Annotated in this window: 18 protein-coding genes and 1 other RNA gene; 7 read left to right on the top strand and 12 right to left on the bottom strand. The window is 39.4% G+C overall.

The genetic code is table 11. The annotated features are described in order from the left end of the window. Positions 1-12: 12 nt before the first annotated feature. Positions 13-1,692: a hypothetical protein gene (locus MKY71_RS01630; protein WP_339174899.1), complete on the bottom strand. Its 1,680-nt coding sequence runs from the start codon at positions 1,690-1,692 to the stop codon at positions 13-15. A 143-nt stretch (positions 1,693-1,835) separates the two neighbouring features. On the opposite strand from MKY71_RS01630, the gene MKY71_RS01625 reads away from it, so the two are divergent. The 3 genes from MKY71_RS01625 (at position 1,836) to MKY71_RS01615 (ending at position 4,842) form a co-directional block, all read left to right on the top strand. Further along, positions 1,836-2,498, top strand: coding sequence for a lysoplasmalogenase (locus tag MKY71_RS01625; protein ID WP_340731379.1), 663 nt, complete (start codon positions 1,836-1,838; stop codon positions 2,496-2,498). Positions 2,499-2,528: 30 nt separating this feature from the next. Beyond that, positions 2,529-3,752: a peptidase T gene (gene pepT / locus MKY71_RS01620; protein WP_340731378.1), complete on the top strand. Its 1,224-nt coding sequence runs from the start codon at positions 2,529-2,531 to the stop codon at positions 3,750-3,752. Positions 3,753-3,849: 97 nt separating this feature from the next. Next, complete coding sequence (locus MKY71_RS01615; RefSeq protein WP_340731377.1) at positions 3,850-4,842, top strand: DMT family transporter; 993 nt, start codon at positions 3,850-3,852, stop codon at positions 4,840-4,842. A 213-nt stretch (positions 4,843-5,055) separates the two neighbouring features. On the opposite strand, the gene MKY71_RS01610 is transcribed toward MKY71_RS01615, so the two are convergent. The 4 genes from MKY71_RS01610 to MKY71_RS01595 all read right to left on the bottom strand — a co-directional run bounded on the left by MKY71_RS01610 (position 5,056) and on the right by MKY71_RS01595 (position 8,731). Further along, positions 5,056-6,132 carry a S26 family signal peptidase gene (locus MKY71_RS01610; RefSeq protein ID WP_340731376.1) on the bottom strand — a complete coding sequence of 359 codons (1,077 nt, stop codon included), beginning with the start codon at positions 6,130-6,132 and terminating at the stop codon, positions 5,056-5,058. Between the two features lie 3 nt (positions 6,133-6,135). Then, a complete protein-coding gene (locus tag MKY71_RS01605; RefSeq protein WP_251690566.1) occupies positions 6,136-6,630 on the bottom strand; it encodes a sigma-70 family RNA polymerase sigma factor in 495 nt (164 codons plus the stop codon). A 26-nt stretch (positions 6,631-6,656) separates the two neighbouring features. Further along, positions 6,657-7,931: a polysaccharide deacetylase family protein gene (locus MKY71_RS01600; RefSeq protein ID WP_340731375.1), complete on the bottom strand. Its 1,275-nt coding sequence runs from the start codon at positions 7,929-7,931 to the stop codon at positions 6,657-6,659. A gap of 371 nt (positions 7,932-8,302) precedes the next feature. After that, the gene (locus MKY71_RS01595) at positions 8,303-8,731 is read right to left on the bottom strand and encodes a DUF4395 domain-containing protein (protein ID WP_339197161.1); all 429 of its coding nucleotides are present in this window, start codon (positions 8,729-8,731) and stop codon (positions 8,303-8,305) included. Positions 8,732-8,937: 206 nt separating this feature from the next. On the opposite strand from MKY71_RS01595, the gene MKY71_RS01590 reads away from it, so the two are divergent. Next, a complete protein-coding gene (locus tag MKY71_RS01590) occupies positions 8,938-9,645 on the top strand; it encodes a Fe-S oxidoreductase (RefSeq protein ID WP_340733595.1) in 708 nt (235 codons plus the stop codon). Positions 9,646-10,118: 473 nt separating this feature from the next. Here MKY71_RS01590 and MKY71_RS01585 read toward each other — a convergent pair whose 3' ends face one another. The 7 genes from MKY71_RS01585 to MKY71_RS01555 all read right to left on the bottom strand — a co-directional run bounded on the left by MKY71_RS01585 (position 10,119) and on the right by MKY71_RS01555 (position 17,025). Beyond that, entirely contained in the window at positions 10,119-11,231 is a 1,113-nt protein-coding gene (locus tag MKY71_RS01585) for an amidohydrolase (RefSeq protein WP_339174891.1), read from the bottom strand. A 148-nt stretch (positions 11,232-11,379) separates the two neighbouring features. After that, complete coding sequence (locus MKY71_RS01580; protein WP_014824892.1) at positions 11,380-11,517, bottom strand: hypothetical protein; 138 nt, start codon at positions 11,515-11,517, stop codon at positions 11,380-11,382. 169 nt (positions 11,518-11,686) lie between these two features. Further along, a complete protein-coding gene (locus tag MKY71_RS01575; RefSeq protein ID WP_340731373.1) occupies positions 11,687-13,702 on the bottom strand; it encodes a TRAP transporter permease in 2,016 nt (671 codons plus the stop codon). Further along, complete coding sequence (locus MKY71_RS01570; protein ID WP_340731372.1) at positions 13,695-14,201, bottom strand: DUF1850 domain-containing protein; 507 nt, start codon at positions 14,199-14,201, stop codon at positions 13,695-13,697. The genes MKY71_RS01575 and MKY71_RS01570 overlap by 8 nt, the downstream gene beginning before the upstream one ends. 83 nt (positions 14,202-14,284) lie before the next feature. Continuing rightward, positions 14,285-15,295: a TAXI family TRAP transporter solute-binding subunit gene (locus MKY71_RS01565; protein ID WP_340731371.1), complete on the bottom strand. Its 1,011-nt coding sequence runs from the start codon at positions 15,293-15,295 to the stop codon at positions 14,285-14,287. Positions 15,296-15,656: 361 nt separating this feature from the next. Then, on the bottom strand, positions 15,657-16,196 hold the full coding sequence (locus MKY71_RS01560) for a superoxide dismutase family protein (RefSeq protein ID WP_340731370.1): 540 nt from the start codon (positions 16,194-16,196) through the stop codon (positions 15,657-15,659). An 85-nt stretch (positions 16,197-16,281) separates the two neighbouring features. Further along, positions 16,282-17,025 carry a LysM peptidoglycan-binding and 3D domain-containing protein gene (locus tag MKY71_RS01555; protein WP_339197150.1) on the bottom strand — a complete coding sequence of 248 codons (744 nt, stop codon included), beginning with the start codon at positions 17,023-17,025 and terminating at the stop codon, positions 16,282-16,284. Between the two features lie 396 nt (positions 17,026-17,421). Here MKY71_RS01555 and MKY71_RS01550 point away from each other — a divergent pair, with 396 nt between their 5' ends. The 3 genes from MKY71_RS01550 (at position 17,422) to ssrS (ending at position 18,900) form a co-directional block, all read left to right on the top strand. Then, positions 17,422-17,610 (top strand): YjfB family protein, encoded by a 189-nt coding sequence (locus tag MKY71_RS01550; RefSeq protein ID WP_339174884.1) that lies wholly within the window; start codon positions 17,422-17,424, stop codon positions 17,608-17,610. Positions 17,611-17,905: 295 nt separating this feature from the next. Beyond that, the gene (locus MKY71_RS01545) at positions 17,906-18,550 is read left to right on the top strand and encodes a YfbR-like 5'-deoxynucleotidase (protein WP_339197147.1); all 645 of its coding nucleotides are present in this window, start codon (positions 17,906-17,908) and stop codon (positions 18,548-18,550) included. A gap of 158 nt (positions 18,551-18,708) precedes the next feature. Continuing rightward, positions 18,709-18,900, top strand: a non-coding RNA gene (ssrS, locus tag MKY71_RS01540) — 6S RNA. Positions 18,901-18,972 lie beyond the last annotated feature (72 nt).

Below are 18,972 nucleotides of genomic sequence, written 5' to 3'. Positions count from 1 at the left end.
TACTCCTTTTGTTTATTTCAACCCTTCAATCTGCAATGTTTTTACAGGTTGGAAGTCTTCTCCTGTTTTTGCATACGTAATCGTCGCCTGGTCACCTTCTTGCAAATAGATTGCAAACGGTGCAACTTCTGTAGATACGATGAAGTTTTCGCCTGTGTTCGCCAGGAATGATACGATCGTGAAATCACCTACACGCTCTTTATAAACACGCACGACTTTTACTGTCGCCTTAGCTTCTTCAGCATTCGAAGTACCATCTACCGTACTTCCGCCACGGCTTAGTGCTGTTTTATAAAGTCTTAATGCTTCATTTGGCGTTGTACCAAATGCCGAAATTTCAGGATTTGCTGCAGAGACGATGAAGTAATTTTGCAGGAATCCGTTCGCATCCAGTACAGCTGACAGCCAGCTCGCTTCACCATAGAAGTTGTAAAGGATCGGCATTTCGCCTTCCCATTCTTTTTCGATGAACTTTTTCTCGATAATTTCAAGAGCCCCTTGGGAATCCATATAAGACTCTTCCAGATTTCCGGTATAGTACGTTGCTTCACCCGTACGTGCATGTGTTAATGCATAACCAAGCATCGAATCAACGCCCTCTTTAGGACTTGTAAAATCAGTGAAGTAATACATTTCCCCGTCTTCCATAAAAATCGGGCTTACATTTGCTTCCGTACCTTCATCACTCGGCAACTTAACATCCTTTTTGCCGACTAGACTATTCCAGAAGCCGTGTACATAGTTACCGTAATAACTGTTCTGCAAACTTACCGCTTCCGGTGATACAGCACCATCAATAAATTCCGGTACATTCGCAATCGCAATTTTTTCTGTAGCACCCGTCTCCGCATCAACAAGTACAATCCCTTTTACATCAAAGCCGTTACGCGCCGAAATAAATTCGCCGTAAGAACGGATGTAATACGGTTTTCCCTCTTCATCAATTTCCAGCTGCGGATCTCCATAGAAAATTAATGAAGGATTTTGGAGACGAATATGACGCTCCAGATTTTTATTTAAATAAGCTGATGGAACATAGCTCATTTCAGCCTTCACAAACTTCGGATTATCGCTTGAGTCTGTTGCACTCATCGTGAAATAACCAGGTGTTGTTTTTCCGTTGAACCACTTAAAGAACCCTGAAAACTCTACAGGTGCGATGTAAACATAGTTACCATTTACTTTTTGAATTTGAAGATTTCCTAATTCATAATAGCTTGTGTTTGGCACTTGTCCAAACGCTTTTTTCATTTTATTTTTAGCGAACTTTGGTGGTACACTTGCCGGTGTTTTCGTCTCATCAAACGGCGAAATTTCCGTTTTTTCCTTCATCTCTGAAGACTTGAATTTTTCATCTGCATTTAAAAATGGCGCACTTACCAAATAGCCGATCCCAATAATGCTGACAAGCACGATTGCTGATTTAACTTTTTGCTCCTTACCGACTGCAAAAATTGCTCCGATAATTGCTACAACAGGTATTACGTATAGAAAAATCGTCCAGTTAAGATCGATTTTAGAAATATATACAGTTAAAAATACTGAAATAAAACTTACTATAAATGTTGTAATAAATAAGCTCGTAAATGTTTTTGACGAAAGCTCCTTATTGCGTACCTTTTTTGATAACGGCATTAATAATAATGTGATCAAAAGTGATCCAATTGCCGTTATTAGCAATAATTGTCCCATAACAATCACCCTCTCTTACTTATTATGTACGAATAACCTTCCAAAAAGATTCATAAACAAGTAAAACTGCATAATTTCTGGCATAATAGAACATATATTGAATTTTCTTGAAATCGTAGTTTTGTTATTTAGGGGGTTAATGGATGGCACGTAAAGTTCTGATTTTACTGTTCTTTGGGCTTGGCTTGTATTATGTATTCTTATTTGAAACGATCGATAGTTCGCTAAAAATGGTCTTTAAGCTTTTGCCAATGATTTTACTTATAGCGCTTGCCTTTTTAACGAAAGTTCAAGTGAAATCTCCGTATTATTGGCTCATCTCCACCGGTTTAATTTTCTGCGCTGTTGGCGATTATACATTGCAGTGGTTCATCGTGGGACTTAGCTTTTTCCTGATCGGTCATATTTTCTATATTTTTGCTTTCCGTTCAACAAACCACCAGAACACACCACTGTATGTAAAAGTTATTTTAGCTTTATTCGGTGTAGTTATGATGTTCTGGATTGCGGGAAGTCTGCTGCAAAAAGGAGACACGGTACTTGCCATTGCAGTGACTGCCTATATTTTCGTTATTTTAACGATGGGGTGGACATCATTCCGAACAGGCAGTAAGTTTGCTGTCATCGGTGCTATCCTCTTTATCATGTCGGACTCGGTATTGGCGATCAACCGCTTCATGTTTGATGTTCCCGCTTCCCATATTCTGATCATGTTCACGTATTACGGCGCACAGTTTTTCCTCATGCTCAGCATAATGGATTATGACAAAATTAGTTCAAAAACCGAAATAAAAAGTGTAGAATAAAAGCAATAAGTATTAGGAGGTCTTTTTCGGATGAAAGAGAAAGTAATTGAACGTTTAGTACGCTACGCAAAAATTGATACACAATCAGATTTCAACTCTGATACAACCCCTTCAACAATGAAGCAATTCGATTTATTACATGTATTAAAAGATGAATTGGCAGCAATCGGTTTAACAGATATTACACTTGACGAAAACGGCTACCTTTTTGCAACACTTGAATCAAATACAGATAAAGACGTACCGACACTTGGCTTTTTGGCGCATGTTGATACGACATCGGATTACACAGGAACAAATGTACAGCCTCAGCGCATCGACAACTATGACGGTGAAGCGATTACATTAAAAAATGGTTTAGTCATGGCACCGGACTACTTCCCGAACTTGAAAAACTATGTTGGCCAAACATTAATTACAACAGACGGCAATACATTGCTTGGTGCGGACGATAAAGCCGGCATCGCTGAAATTATGACGGCGATGGAATACTTAGTGAACAATCCGGAAATCAGGCACGGGAAAATTCGTGTAGCCTTTACACCGGACGAAGAAATCGGGCGCGGTCCGCATAAGTTTGATGTCGAGAAATTCGGTGCGGATTATGCGTACACAATGGATGGCGGTCCCCTTGGTGAATTACAATTCGAAAGCTTTAATGCAGCTGGCGTAAAGGTAACGACACGCGGCACGAACATCCACCCGGGTTCTGCTAAAGATAAAATGGTGAACTCGATTACAATGGCGATTGAATTCCAAAATGAAATGCCTAAAGATGCAGTTCCTGAAAAAACGGACGGCTATGAAGGCTTTATCCACTTAATGCATTTCAACGGCGGAATTGAAGAAACAACAATGTCATACATTATCCGTGACCATGACCGCGCGAAATTCGAAGAGAAAAAAGAGTATATGGCAAAGGTCGGCAAAGCGTTACAGGCAAAATACGGTGATGAGGCCATTACTGTAGCAATCGATGATCAATATTACAATATGGGCGAAAAAATCGAGCCTGTTATGGAAATCGTCGATATCGTAAAAGAAGCGTTTGCCAAGTTCAACATTACACCGATTGTCGAGCCAATCCGCGGCGGTACTGACGGTTCCCAGCTTTCATATATGGGCTTGCCGACACCGAATATTTTTGCGGGCGGCGAAAATATGCACGGCAAATATGAATTTGTATCAGCTGAAACAATGGAAAAAGCGACGGAAGTCATTATTGAAATCGTTCAGTTATTTGAAAAACGTTAATACAAAATGGAAAATTTTGAATGGGGCGATTACTTTCGCTCCATTTTTTTGTATAATTAATAGACAGAAAATTCAATACAATCAAGTGAGGTGTGTGATGAAGGAAATACTGATTGGCATTTTAGCGGCCTTATTTTTTGCGGTTACATTTGTATTGAACCATTCAATGGAATTGGAAGGCGGCAGCTGGCTATGGAGTTCTTCACTCCGCTACTTCTTCATGCTGCCCTTCCTCATTGCCATTGTCGCCATACGGGGAAAAGGCGGTTTTCGTTTATTATCAAATGAAATGAAAGAACATCCGGGTGCATGGCTCGTTTGGAGCTTTGTCGGGTTCGTATTATTTTATGCACCACTTACATTTGCCGCGGCATTCGGTCCAGGCTGGCTCGTATCGGGTACATGGCAGTTTACGATTGTAGCAGGTGTTTTGCTGGCCCCCTTGTTTATTACAACTATCGCCGGAAAAGATGTCAGGGCAAAAATTCCGCTTATTTCACTAGGCATCTCGGGCATTATTTTAATCGGGATTTTACTAATCCAAATTCCGCAGGCACAGTCAGTTTCTATGAAAACTCTGCTTCTCGGTATACTGCCTGTAATCATCGCAGCTTTTGCCTACCCGCTAGGTAACCGGAAAATGATGGAGCTATGCAAAGGAAAAGTCGATCCGTTTCAACGGGTTCTAGGCATGACGATTGCTTCTCTGCCCGCATGGATTTTGCTTGCCGTCTATGCATTACTTACGGTCGGCATGCCCTCTGCGAGCCAAGTGTACCAATCCCTGCTTGTTGCGGTTTCTTCCGGTGTCATTGCGACAACCCTTTTCTTTATCGCAACAGACCGGGTGAGCCACGATCAAGGAAAGCTGGCGGCCGTTGAAGCGACACAATCGACAGAAGTTATTTTTGCGATGGTCGGTGAAATGATTTTACTAAGTGTTCCGCTCCCGCAGCCGATTGCTCTAATCGGACTGACGGTAATCATTATCGGCATGCTGCTACATAGCTATCACACAGTACTTATGAATAAAAAATTGCAAGCAGCACATGAAAAGAACTGGGACATAAGTAGAATAACCGATAAATAACAGGAATCCTTTATTAAGAAACGGATATTTTGCAAAATTGATTGGAATGCAGGGCGACTCCTGCGGGAATAGCGTGACGCCTGAGACTACAGGCTCAGGCCACGCCCGCGGAAAGCGTCCCGGAATGGAAATCAATTTTAATGCTCAGCAAAAAAATGATATTTTTCTCTCAGAGAAAAATATCATTTTTGGGTTATGTCCCGGCCTCTTTTGCTACATTCCCCACTGCCAAATGCCAGTCGGATTTTTATACATTTTAAATACATATTCTCCTACTGCTTCACGGTCATACTGGTAGCGTATTTCCACTTCTGTATCGGATAAATACGTAACATTTCGGTAGGACGCTTCCAAAAACAGCTCGCCTAAACGGTTCGAATGTGTAAATGGAAGATCGCTTGCCGATAATCTTTCACTAATTGACCCATCTCCAAAAATCTGATCGTACAAATAAAGATCAAAATATTGTTCGGGTGTATAGTCATTTTCCAACTCCAAATAAATTGATGTTGTTGTACTTTCCTCTGCCAGAGCTACGACTTCCCCGTAAATTTTATGCACAGCGGTAATTGTACCTGCCTGCATTGTATTTTTTGCCGGGAAATGATTTACCAAAAAGTATTCACGCGCATTTAATAACTGATCGTAGCCTCCTGCAATCGTATTGCCGTTTTCCTCATACATTTCCTTTAATTCCGATTTAACAGGCTTCCCATTTACAGTTAACTTGCCGTTCTGCAAAACGACACGGTCTCCTGGTACAGCGACTACTTCATAATAGGCGTTTTCGTAAATTGGTAAATGACTGCTCGTATTCGTCATTGTTCGTACAATATCGCCTGCTTCATACACGGCTTCATCAAATAGATTTTCCTGACGTTCTATCACTGTATGGTAAAGTCCCGTTTTCCCTGCAAGTGTAAAGGTTTCTTTATCTACATATTGTAAATCCGATAATTGTTCCAGCACTGGTAGCTGTGCAAAAGAATCATAATCGATTGTTGATAATTGCTTCTTTTTTTGAAGAGTAGCAATTTCCGCTAAATCATCAAGCGGATCATAAGGGGCACCCCGCCCTTCGTTTCCCGAATTTTGCGTAAAAGGTACGGCCGTCATAAATAGGAATACCGCAACTGCTGCAACAGCTGCCGTTACTAATTGAACATGCCACGAACGTTTCTGTTTTCGGGGGGTCGGAGTCAATTCGGATTTCACGCGCTGCTTAATACGACTTTCCTGCAAGCGTGTATCACCCATCATTTCATCCAGTTGTTTTTTAAATGGATCCATGCATCATTCCTCCAATCCCTCTTCGCTAAAAAACTCTTTCAATTGTTGCTTTGCTCGGCGCAAACGTGTTTTGACCGTATTTTCATTCAGTTGTAAATACAGGGCAATATCGGCAATGGACTGTTCGTCATAATAAAATAAAATGAGCGGCTCACGGTATTTCAGTGGTAGCTGGAATAACTTCTGTTCAAGTGATGCAAGATGCTCTTTTTGTATAACTTCCTCGTCCGTACCTTTTGTTTGAGCAAAGATCGTTTCAAAAACAACATCCTTTTTATGCTTCCATGAGCGTAAATAATCTTTTGCGCGATTGGCTGTCATTTTTGTTAAATACGTTTTCAATGACGACTCATTGCGAAACTGGTCGCTCTTTTGAAAGTATGTTACAAACACTTCCTGTACGATGTCCTCGGCGGTAGCCCAATTTTTAACGTACAAATAAGCGATGCGTACTAAATAACGCGTGTGCTCATCAACAATTGCATCAAATTCTCTCATGTAACGATTTACACCTTCTTATATCCTTAAGACCAGCCCACCCCCTTTACAAAGGATGTGAACTGTTCAAATGTATTATTTTCCGTTATACCGAAACGATTGACCTCATAATTTGATTGATGCATATTCGCATAGCCTTCATTTGTCGTAAAACCGATTAACAGTCCGACTTCCTTCATCGCTGCGATCATATCTTCATCGTAATGACCGAATGGATACGCTAAAGAAGTCGCATTCGTCAGCATATTAACATTTTGCTGCAAATCCTTCGCAATGTCATCAGCTGAAAGTTCTAATGCGATCCCTGCCCCATTGCTGAACTGATGCAAATTATGTGTATGCGCTTCGTACTGAAACACATCCGTCATTTGCTGCATCTCTTCGGCTGTGAAAAATTGAAGCGGTCCTTTCGCATCAAAAACTTGTTCACCTTCAAAACGTTCTGTACGAGAAGATATAATATGCTGTACGGCAGAAAATCCATGTTCCTTTAAAATTGGGTATGCATAGACTTTTGTCGATAGTAAACCATCATCAAATGTAATGAGTATTGAATTAACCGGTAAAATTTGGCGACCTTCCAAATAATCATAAAGCTGTGTTGTCGAAATTGTTGTAAATTGCTCTTCAGCTAAAAAGGCCATTTGCTGTTCAAATGATTGTACAGAAACCGTACTTGCATTTGTCACCATTTCTTCTTTCGGCAAAATATGATGATACACTAAAACTGGAATTCCTTCATCTATTTCAACTGATGTTTTATGTATATAACCGGCACGTTCTCCTACTTTCATGACAAACCACTCATCAATCTCCCCCACTACCGGGTAGCGGAACCCCTGTGAAAGCTGCATCAGTGCACTGCTCTTAAGGCTTTTTTCTTCATATACAATTGTTTGTTCTGTCGTTTTAATTGAATTTGTTATTTCTGTATTTACCAATGTCTCAAGCGGACGTTTTTCTACAGCAGCACTTCCCTTTTTAATAAAGGCCGAAATTTTCCCGAATCGCAGTTCATAATAAAGTTCATCTTCCCCAACAATCGCAAATGAAGTATTCGCATGAACAACTCCAATTTCAGTGAGCGCATTTCCTTTTATATAAATTGGCTGCTCCTCATTCAGGACAATAACTTTTTCAAATAGATGTGTAGCTTGTTCGATTGGGTTTCCATTTTCCAGACCCGCCAAATCCTTTTCATTTGCAACGGCCCGTTCAATCTTTTCACTTGAACCTCTATATTCAATTGTCAGGAATAATACGCAAACAGCGATAAACCCTACAGCAATTAACTTTTTCATCATTTCCTCCGCCTATCTTTTTTGCTTAAGCAACGTACAGACGGAGAAATTCAAAATAAGTTTCAAAAAAAGTTTAAGAAATTTTTTGCACACAAAAATACCCGTATCTGTAAGCGACACGGGCAATGGGTCTCCCAATTAAGGAAGAAAAACTAGAAGAAAAATATAAAGGGTGAAAAACTAAGTGTCTGACACACTGTCAAACTTACATTCTAAATGAGGGGGTTTAGAACGCTATGGCTGAGCTAACAAACTCCTGGAGAAAAGTTGTTAGCCCAGACTTATTTGTACTGTATTACAAATAAGCTCTTGCTACAGTTATAATGATAATGATTATCAATATCATTGTCAACCCATTTCCAATATTCTTCTTAAGAATTTTTTACTGTTCGACGATATTGGTATTGTTTGAATTGAAATAACATAAAGCATCCAATGCAAAAACCTAAAATTGCGACAAAGGATGCAACAGCCACCATAATCGTAAAGCTGTATGCAACGACCGGCCAATTAAAAGCAAACCCTACTATTCCGCCCGCCAGACAAATGCTCGCAATCGCTGAATTGAACTTTTGCTGTCCGATATCTTCAGGAATATAAGATTTGATGTCTTTTGTTAAAAATATTTTCGCAAAGCGCATTATCGGATTAAACCCGGTGAAAATCCCAAGTAAATTTGCAATTAACGGAATCGCCAAAATCCAGTACTGTCCTGTCACCCATGTGATAACGACTGATAAAAATATAACCCACTGATTTACACGCACTAATGGTCTTGGTACAGAAATAGGTTTCGCCATAAATACCAACCTTTCTTATATGTTTAATTCATTATAGCGTTTTTCACCTCGTTTAGGAAGAGAAATGGTATAGTAAATATAAAGTGAAACTTCAATCAGCGGGATTTGTTTCTCCCTACGATTGTTAGTTGAACCAATCGGGCATTAACAGGTCGTCCTACTACCGGTTAATGCGGGATAAATATTTTTTGGAAAAGGTGATACGTATGCCTGCACTTTCTTATGATCAAGTACGACAATTAAATTCCTATAGTATTTTTACCGAAGAACCGGACCGTCCATTATTTACATTGGCGAATCTACATAAAGACTTTTATTTGACGGATTTCCGCAATTTGATGATGGGTATTACAAATGCTGCTACGGAAGCTGCGGCCATCTCCCACTTCGGGCGTCGTTACGGCATGTTTGTTGCGATGCAGTTTTATATGCTGACGACGTATGATGAAGTTTGGGACGGCAAGCCGGAAGATCTGCGTTTTGCTATTGTTCAGGAATTCGGTATTCATACACTCGGGATGTATATAAACCCGAATGATTTCCGCTATGTGGAGGATGATGAACGCGAACGGGTGATGACGGATATTTTATACAAGACATCCGTTGTTATTGGCCAGTTACGGAAAACAACATCCATTTCACCGCTGACTTTGTGGGAAAATATTTTCGGATACATGCTTTGGCACTTCCATACTTTACTTGAAAATCCGGCATTGGCTGACCGCGCTTTCGAGGATCTGGACATGCTCGAAGATAAAAATGTTTGGCGTTACTTCTCGGATAAATCGCTGTTTTTCAAATACACTGGTGGAAAAAGTCCTTCCGCTCTGATCAATCAGCCCGTTCGGAAAAGCTGCTGTTTTTCAAAGGACATCCCCGGCTTAATGGCTTGCGGATTTTGCCCGATGAAGTAGGGTTTTGATTTATAAGTGCCGCTGAATAATAGCGGCACTTTTTTGTATGGCTGAGGTTGGTTGTCCGGGGGGAGATTTTCTAATATATAGCCCACTTGTTCTAATAAAGCTTGAAAAGTTCTAATAAATTCCGGATCTTCTAATAAAGTAGGCCGATGTGCTAATAAAAGTCATAGAAGTTCAAATAAAGGTATCCGATCTTCTAATAAGTAACCCGGTTTTTCTAATATCGCTGAAAAAGTTCTAATAAACCGGTGACCTGCCAGTAAAAGTCTGTTGCACAGTCACAGCTCTTTTAGGCCAGGGGGAGATCTTCTAATATATAGCCAGCTTGTTCTAATAAACCTTGAAAAGTTCCAATAAGTCTCCCCGGTTTTCTAATATCCGGTTCAACTTTTCTAATATCGGAGCACCCCTACAACTCAAACCACAAAAAAACGATGCTACCAACTACATAGCATCGCCCACCCATCTTATTTCATTGCACTGTTTTTCAGTGTTGTTGCCATTACTTTGGCGCCATCGATTAATGCCTTTGCATCAAAAGTCATTTTCGGGTGATGAAGTCCCGGACCAAGATTTGCACCAACGCCGATCATTGTCGCTTTCAACTCTGTATTTTTAATCGTATAGAAGTGGAAATCATCGCTGCCCGGTGTAATTACTGCCGGTGCCAGACTTTTCTCTCCAAGTGCTTCCACAATCGAGCGTTCTGCAATAGCAGCCGCTTCAGATGATACTTCCGCACCTGGAGTAACATCCATCCAGTCCCATTCAACTCCGATATCGAACATTGCAGCAATTTGTTTCAAACTTTTATCAACATCGCGTTGTACTTGTGCCAATACTTCATTTTTCTGTGCACGTACATCAATCGAGAAAGTTGCATTGCCCGGAATAATATTGACGCTTCCGCCATCCGCTACAATCTTCGTTAACTTCGCTGAGTACACTTCAAACGGATCGACATGGATGTTTTTCAGCATTTGCTGAATCGCTACTACAACATCGATTGCATTTTTCCCTTGATGCGGACGAGCGCCATGTGCATCAATGCCAGTAATTGTCCCAGTTAAGAATGCTGCTGCACCATGGTAGATTGCAGGTGACACTTTCCCTAATGGCAGCTCTTCCATCGGACGTAGATGAACACCGAATAAATGGGTAACATCTTCCATTACACCGCGGTCAATCATTGCCAATGCCCCGCCGCCTGTTTCCTCAGCAGGTTGGAAAATAAAACGGATTTTCTTATTTAAAGATTCATTTTTTAATGCATAAAGCGCACCTAATACTATTGATATGTTTGCATCATGTCCACAAGAGTGGTTTGCCTGCATAACGCCATCCACTTCCTGCCATAGTGCATCTATATCAGCGCGAACCGCTATGATCTCTTCGCCTTTTCCGATTTCCGCGACAAGGCCCGTCACATCATCAAATTTTTTATAGCTGACGCCCATATCATCTAAGATTTCTGCTAATTTTGCTGTTGTTTTTAATTCTTTCCAGCTTACTTCAGGGTTTGCATGGAAATATTGAAACCAATCAAAAATCATTTGTTCTGTAGAGTTAACCGCTAACATGAAACGCACCTCAAATATTATTTAGTACTTCTATTATACAGTACAATTTTTGCATACTACATTATTAGTGCCTAAAAAAACGACATCTATCCAATCAGTTTTGTTGGATAGACGCCGTAATAATTTTATATTCATTTTAAAGACTCCTTTACAGGCTTGAGAAAAAACCTTGCGGATATTGCGTGCGTTCTTCGCTTTCCGTTACCTCTTGCTGCTCGGCTAACTCAAACTCCACCTCTTCATCAAATAAGTATGTTTCAAACGTCGACTTTAAAAGTGTTGACATATCATTTCTCCCCTTTTAATTATTTGAATTTTTAGTCAATTTAAATAATATAATGGTTTTTCAAGAAAATCAACAAATAAATATACTTAATGCATAAAAAGTGTTAAATCTATCTATTTTCGAGATCAATAGAAAAAAGCACCTGAAATAAATTTCAGGCGCCTACAATTTATGAAATAGCCGCTTTTGAGCCATTTCCTTTATTTTTTGTCATCCATTGAATCACAAACATACCGACAAAGACAATAAGTCCAATTGTATCCGTTAATGTTTCTGGATAAATCATCGCTATACCTGCAGCCAATAGAATAATACGTTCAATCCAGTTTACAGGGCGGTACCAGTAGCCTATTATTGCAGCTCCGATTGCAATCATACCCATAATTGCAGATAACACAACCCATACTACTTCCCAAAGGGTTACATCAATCATCAGCATTGCCGGTGAGAAGATAATCATATACGGGATAATGAATGCCGCAATAGCAAGCTTCGCGGAGTTCACACCAGTACGAATCGGGTCTCCTCCTGAAATACCGGATGCTGCAAAGGCGGCGAGCGCAACAGGCGGTGTAATATCGGCAATAATACCGAAATAGAACACGAAGAAGTGTGCTGATAAAACAATAACAAGCGGTGCTGCACTTGCCGCAACATCCGGTGCCAGTAATGCAATGATTGCCGGTGCAGCAATCGTTGATGTAATAACATAGTTGGCTGTTGTCGGTGCACCCATTCCTAAAATTAACGAAGCAATCATTACAAAGAATAATGTAAGAAGGATACTGCCACCCGCTAATTTAACAAGGCTGTTTGCAAGAGAAAGCCCTAATCCTGTCTTTACAACCACTCCGACGATAATACCCGCACAAGCAGTTGCAGCAGCTACTGCCAATGCCGAGCGTGCACCGTCAACCATACCGTCAATAATTTCTTTAAAACCGAATTTTACGTCCGGATTAATGAACCCGACGATTATACAAGAGATAATTCCGTATAATGCCGCGTGGATAACCGGTACGCCTGACATCATCAGAATGATAATCAGTACAATCGGAATAAGTAAATAAATTTTCTTGAATACTTTCGAGCGATCCGGCATTTCATCATCTTTTAAGCCGCGTAATCCTAAACGCTTCGCTTCAAAGTGTGTCATGATCCAAATACCAGTAAAGTATAAAATTGCCGGAATCGCAGCAGCTTTGGCGATATCCCAATATGTGACACCGCGACCGATAAACTCAACCATTAAGAACGCAGCAGCACCCATAATTGGCGGCATTAACTGACCACCTGTAGATGCCGATGCCTCTACAGCTCCGGCGAAGTTTTTGTTGTAGCCTAGACGTTTCATCATCGGAATCGTATAGGAACCCGAAGTTACTACGTTTGCTACAGAACTTCCTGAAATTGTTCCTTGCAGTGCAGATGAGAAGATTGCAACTTTTGCAGGACCACCAGTCAATTTTCCGGCAATCGCAATCGCTAGATCATTGAAGTATTCCCCTACCCCTGTTTTAACAAGGAACGCCCCGAATAATAGGAACGCAAAAATAAATGTTGAAGAAACTGCCAATGGTGTTCCTAAAATCCCGTCTGTCGAGAAGAACATTAAGTTCACGATACTATCCAAGCTTTGACCTCGGTGGGACATAAAGTCCGGCATATATGGACCGTAAAATGCGTAAAGTAAAAACAGCCCGGCAATAATAGTGATTGGTAAACCGACCGCTCTACGGGCACCTTCCAATACGATAATAACTGCCAGAATTCCGATATAGAAATCCATTGTTTGCAGTTGACCTAAACTTTGAACGAGTCGGTCATAATTGATTACCCAATAACTGCCTACAATAATAGCGATAACCGCTAAAATATAGTCGTAAAACGGAATTGTCCGCTTCGATAGCTTACGACTTGCAGGGAATAATAGAAACACAAATGTCAGTGCAAATCCTAAGTGAACCGTACGCTGAATTTGCGCAGGAAACTGTCCGAAAACTGCCGTATAAAGCTGGAAAACTGTAAATGCCAGTAAACCAAAATAGATAATATGCTTCATAAAATTTTGAGGGTTACGCTGATTTGATTCCAGATCATACTTTTCCAATAATTCCTGCTGCTGTTCCAAAGTAAGCGATTCGTGTAAAGCTCCTGGATCTGCAGCGACTTTTTTATCAGTCATCTAATTCGACTCCTTTCATTTTGTCATATAAAGACAATCTTTGAACTGTTACTAAATAGGACTTCCCACGTATTAAATGCTTTTTTAAAGGAATGATTTTCCCTTTATGTTGCAGATTTAATTTATAGTCGACATTCCCAATATGTAACGTAAATTTTTCTAATTTTGCATCGTTGTACTGAAGGGTATAGACCCCATCTTTATAATCAAGTGTCTGCCCTTCTTCAGCATGACCCGGCATCCCTATTGCCACATCCGTATATTTCATTGCAAGCAACTGAAATTCATTGGTAGAAAGCACTTTATAACTTTCTTCCACATCCGTTAAATGGATCGAATGAGTAAAGATCAACTGAAACTCATTATCACTTTTCAACGGCAAGAAATGCTGAACAGGCTTTTGAACTCTTGTCTCTGTAAAAACTATGCTCCGTTCAAAAGGAATAAACCAAGCGATGAGACAAAGAAAAACAAGGATAATAAAAATCCATTTTTTCATTTAAATGATCACTCGCTTAAATAGAAAAATACAACAAAAGCCTCTGAAGCTTATTCGCAACAGAGGCCCTTAGTTTTCCCTAATTACTTTACTTCATCAAAGTATCTTTGTGCACCTGGGTGTACGTCAATACCGATTCCGTCTAAGCCTGTTTCAGCTTTAATAAATTCGCCTTTAGCATGACCAATTTTATCTGTATTATCATAGATTGCTTTTGTCATTGCATATACTAAATCTTCTGGCAGGTCTTTGTTTACTGCTAACATTGCACCTACAGAAACTGCAGGAACTTCTGCTTCTAAACCGTATGTGCCTGCAGGAATATTATCCACTGCATAGTATGGGTATTTCTCGATCAATTCAGCTGCTTTGTCTGCTTCAACTGGAACGATGTGTACACCATTTGTAGCATTTAAAGCTTCTACAGCACCAGTTGGGTAACCAGCTGTAATGAACGCTGCATCAATTTGACCTGATTGAATACCATCAGTAGATTCACCGAAGTCTAAGTTTTGTGCTTGGATATCATCTTTAATCGATAATCCGTGGATTTCCAATAATTGCTCAGCGTTTGCATAAGTACCAGAACCTGGTGCACCTACAGAAACTTTTTTACCTTTTAAATCTGCAAATGTTTTAATGCCTGAATCAGCTAATGTTACTAACTGAATTGTTTCCGGATATAACGCACCTAATGCTACTACAGAGTCAATTTTTTGACCTTCGAACATTAAAGTTCCTTGCGTTGCATAGTAAGCGATATCTGTTTGTACGAATGCAACTTCACCGTCACCAGCAGCTAAAGCTGTCATGTTGGCAGCAGATGCTTGTGATACCTCAGCAGTTGTTTTTACCCCTGTTTCCGTTGTGATTAAATCTGCAAATGTTCCCCCTAATGGGTAGTAAGTACCTTGAGTTCCACCTGTCAAAATACTTAAGAACTTAACATCACCGAAATCCGCCTTTTCAGAACCAGAATCTGTTGTGTCTGTACCAGTAGATGTTTCGGCTTCGTCGTCTCCGCCACATGCAGCCAAGACTAAAATGAAAGCACTAAGTACTAGTAAAAAAAGCATATTTTTAGTTTTGAACATAAATTTTTCCCCCTTTTTACCTCATTATAAATTTCATTTTACATACACGAATATTCAAAAGTCAATTAATATCTTACAAATCTAATTATTAAGCTAACTATAATATTCTATAAAAATCATAAAAGTGCTATAAAATGATGTTTTTCACTAAGGGCCTTCGATTGCAAAATCCTTCTTGCCCTTTAAAGGCTGTAGCAAAATGCATAAAAAATGAATAAAATTATTTTTCTAATATATATAATATTTTTGAATAATCTGTAAATTAATAACTCAAAAATATTATTCAAAAAAAGAAAAAACACCCTTCCCCACTATGAGAAAAAGGTGTTTTTCATATTTTCCGTTTCTTGCTTTTGCGCTATTACTCGACTACCCCACACACAATTCGCGCACCTGAATTTCCTGATGGATCTGTTTTATAGTCATCGGCTTTTTCATGAATAACAATTGACGTGCCATCTGCATCAAACAGTGAATTTTCTTTTCCTTTTTCCAGTGTAAAATCGGCTGTCACAAAATTTAATTCCACTTCACCTGATTCATCCGCAGTAATATTCGGTAAATCACCTAAATGTGGTCCTTCTGGATTCTTCACACCATGCTGCTTTTTCGTAGGATTGAAATGACCACCTGCCGATTCAAAGCTAGGGGGTTCACATTTCCCTACTTCATGAAGATGGATTCCATGATCTCCCGGCGGTAAACTATTTAATACAGCAGTCAGTTCGACTCCTTTAGAGGATTCTTTAAATAAAATCTCACCAACTAGATTGTTTTCTGTATCATACATCTGCGCCTTCGCAGATAGTGTTTCCGGTGCACTTACCGGGACGGTTTCCTTTTGAAATAAACTGCATCCGCTTAACAATAGTACACATAAAAATAAACTCAATACTCGCACACTATCCCCTCCTTACAGCTAGTATTTCAATAAAGAAGGCTGAATATACAAAAAGCCACCCAAAATTGAGTGGCTTCTTTTCGTATTAGTCTAGAATTTTTACTTGCACTGTACGACGGCCCCATTCATAGGCATTACCTAGGTCTGGAATAAATACATCAATTTTATTGCCTTTAATTGCCCCGCCTGTGTCAGCTGCAACTGCTTCTCCATATCCTTCAACCCAAACTTTTGTCCCTAATGGAATGACACGCGGGTCTACCGCAATTACTTTTAAATTTGGATTGGCGCGTAAATTCGTACCGTTTGCTGTTGTTCCTGAACACCCTTCACAATAGGCTGTATACGCTGTTGCTTCAACAGTCAGTGTTCTTCCTGAATCAGGAGCTGAACTTGTTGAAGTTTTTGCCTGTGTGCTACCTGAAGCGCTTTTCACTTCACTCTTAGAATATTCCTGATGTGGACCGGATACAGTAATCGAATCACCCGGGAAAATTAAGTCCGAGTTGATATTGTTCCATTTTTGCAGCTGGTCTACAGTGGCATCATGAGCCAATGCAATATGGAATAATGTATCGCCTGGTGCAATCGTATATACTTTCTCATCATGACCGCCAACTTTTAATGTATCTCCAACATAAATTGTATTACTCGTTAAATTATTTAATTCCTTTATCTCTTCCACTGATGTTTGGAATTGTTTACTTATTTTATAAAGTGTATCTTCAGGTTGGATCGTATAAGTATCTGCAGAAGCTTGAGATGCAAATAGCCCCCCTGTAGCGAATACTCCTGCTAATAGAACTGCCATTAATTTTTTCTTTGTCAAATTTCTGTCCCTCCATAATCCCAAATAAATTTAGGTTTTTTAGACTCTGCCTATAACCTTACAGCAAATACATTGCAACACGATGACGCGGATATGAACCCTCCATTACAAGCACATTGCAGAGCTTTTGGATAATTATTACTAAATTTGAAGCGATTTATACATAGATTTACCATTTTTTTGCGGAGAGACAGGAAAGGAGCAAAAAATAATTGGAAATCCGTTGTCAGACTTATTACAAATCCCCTTATTCCTTTAATAATTCTTTCTATTTTGACGATATAAAGTGCAACTTTAAACAGTGGTATTCTTCCAAATCCACCTTTTGAAGGAATACAAGTTAAATCGTCATATCTGTATCTGTTAACGCGGGATACATGAAAAGGAGGAATTACTATGGAATTAAACGCCATTATGTCAGCTCAGTTGGCATCGTTGCAGCAAACTGTGCAGATGAGTATTTTAGACAAGGCAATGAATACCGGTGTGGCAACTGCTGTTCAAATGATTGAAGAGATGCCTCAGCCACAAGCAACTCCAGCACCCCATCCTTATAAAGGACAAACGATTGATATCCAGGTTTAGAATCTAAAAACGAAAGGACGCTCACAATTTCACGTGAGCGTCCTTTCTGTTTTTAAATATAAGTATTTCGACTGGGCGTCTGTTATTGGCAATTTGAATTACATATGAACAATCGGAGGAGACATTTTAAAAATTTTACATACTATATTAGATGAACGAATTTATATGAGAAAATTGAACGTAATTTTTGGCATTCTCCCTTATGTAAACGATGTGTTAAATTTCAGTTAAACACTTTTAAAGAAACATTTTTCGGGTATAACTAATAGTATACTGATGATAAAAATGTAAAGGAGTGATTATTATAGGTATTCATACATTTTTTACAAGTTTAAATGATTTAGAGCGCATCATCCGCTGTCCCGGTCGCTTTAAATTTGAAGAGCATAATGTGGCAGCACACTCATGGAAAGTTTCTCAGTACGCGATGTTCTTTGCAACATTGGAAGAACGTGCAGGCAGTAAAATCGACTGGAAATCGTTATACGAAAAAACGATTAATCATGATTTTGCCGAAGTATTTATCGGAGATATTAAAACACCTGTCAAACATGCAAGTGTCGAACTAAAGCAGATGCTTTCACATGTCGAAGAAAAAATGATGGAGAAATTCATCCGAGAAGAAATTCCACTTGATTTACAAGACGTATTTTTTGACCGCATGAAAGAAGGCAAAGATGAAACAATTGAAGGAAGGCTGCTTGAGTTTGCCGACAAGCTGGATCAGTTTTACGAGTCATTCTCAGAGCTGAAGCGCGGAAATACAGACAAAGAGTTTGTTCATATGTATGAAACAGCACTCAGCAAGTTACTTTTAATCGATCTCCCCGTATCTGTTGACTATTTCCGTAACGAAATTTTATCTGATGTTGTAGCGGAAAAGACGGTCATCGATATAGCAATTCTAACGGAAAACATTTTACAACAGCATACAGAATAATAACAGAAGGCTTCCGACTTATAAGGAAGGCTTTTTTATTTTGGAAATAAAACCATCATTTTATTCCGCAAAATCTTCAATAATCCCATTCAAATCATTTGACTTTTTTTTAAAAACATACTTTATTGCAATCCGATTTAACTTACTATAAGATAACAATAAGGCTACGTTGTACGTACGAATATTAAGTTTTAACCTTTATACTTATACAGGGAGTTTTACATCGATGTTGGAATGGCGTGCCTGGACTCTTTTGACTTCAGGATAGACAGGATAGCATTTGCGAACACCCACTTTGAGGAGTGGTGGTTTAAAACTTTCTATAATAACTACGGCAATGTGGCTGCTTACATAACAGCCTTTAACAGTAATACTTACAAACACTTTCACTGAAATGGTGAAAGTGTTTTTTTGTGGGTATA

Source organism: Solibacillus sp. FSL W7-1324 (assembly GCF_038008025.1).
GTDB lineage: Bacteria > Bacillota > Bacilli > Bacillales_A > Planococcaceae > Solibacillus.
Note: the sequence above shows the minus strand (reverse complement) of the source record. Positions and strands in the feature narration are given on the sequence as shown.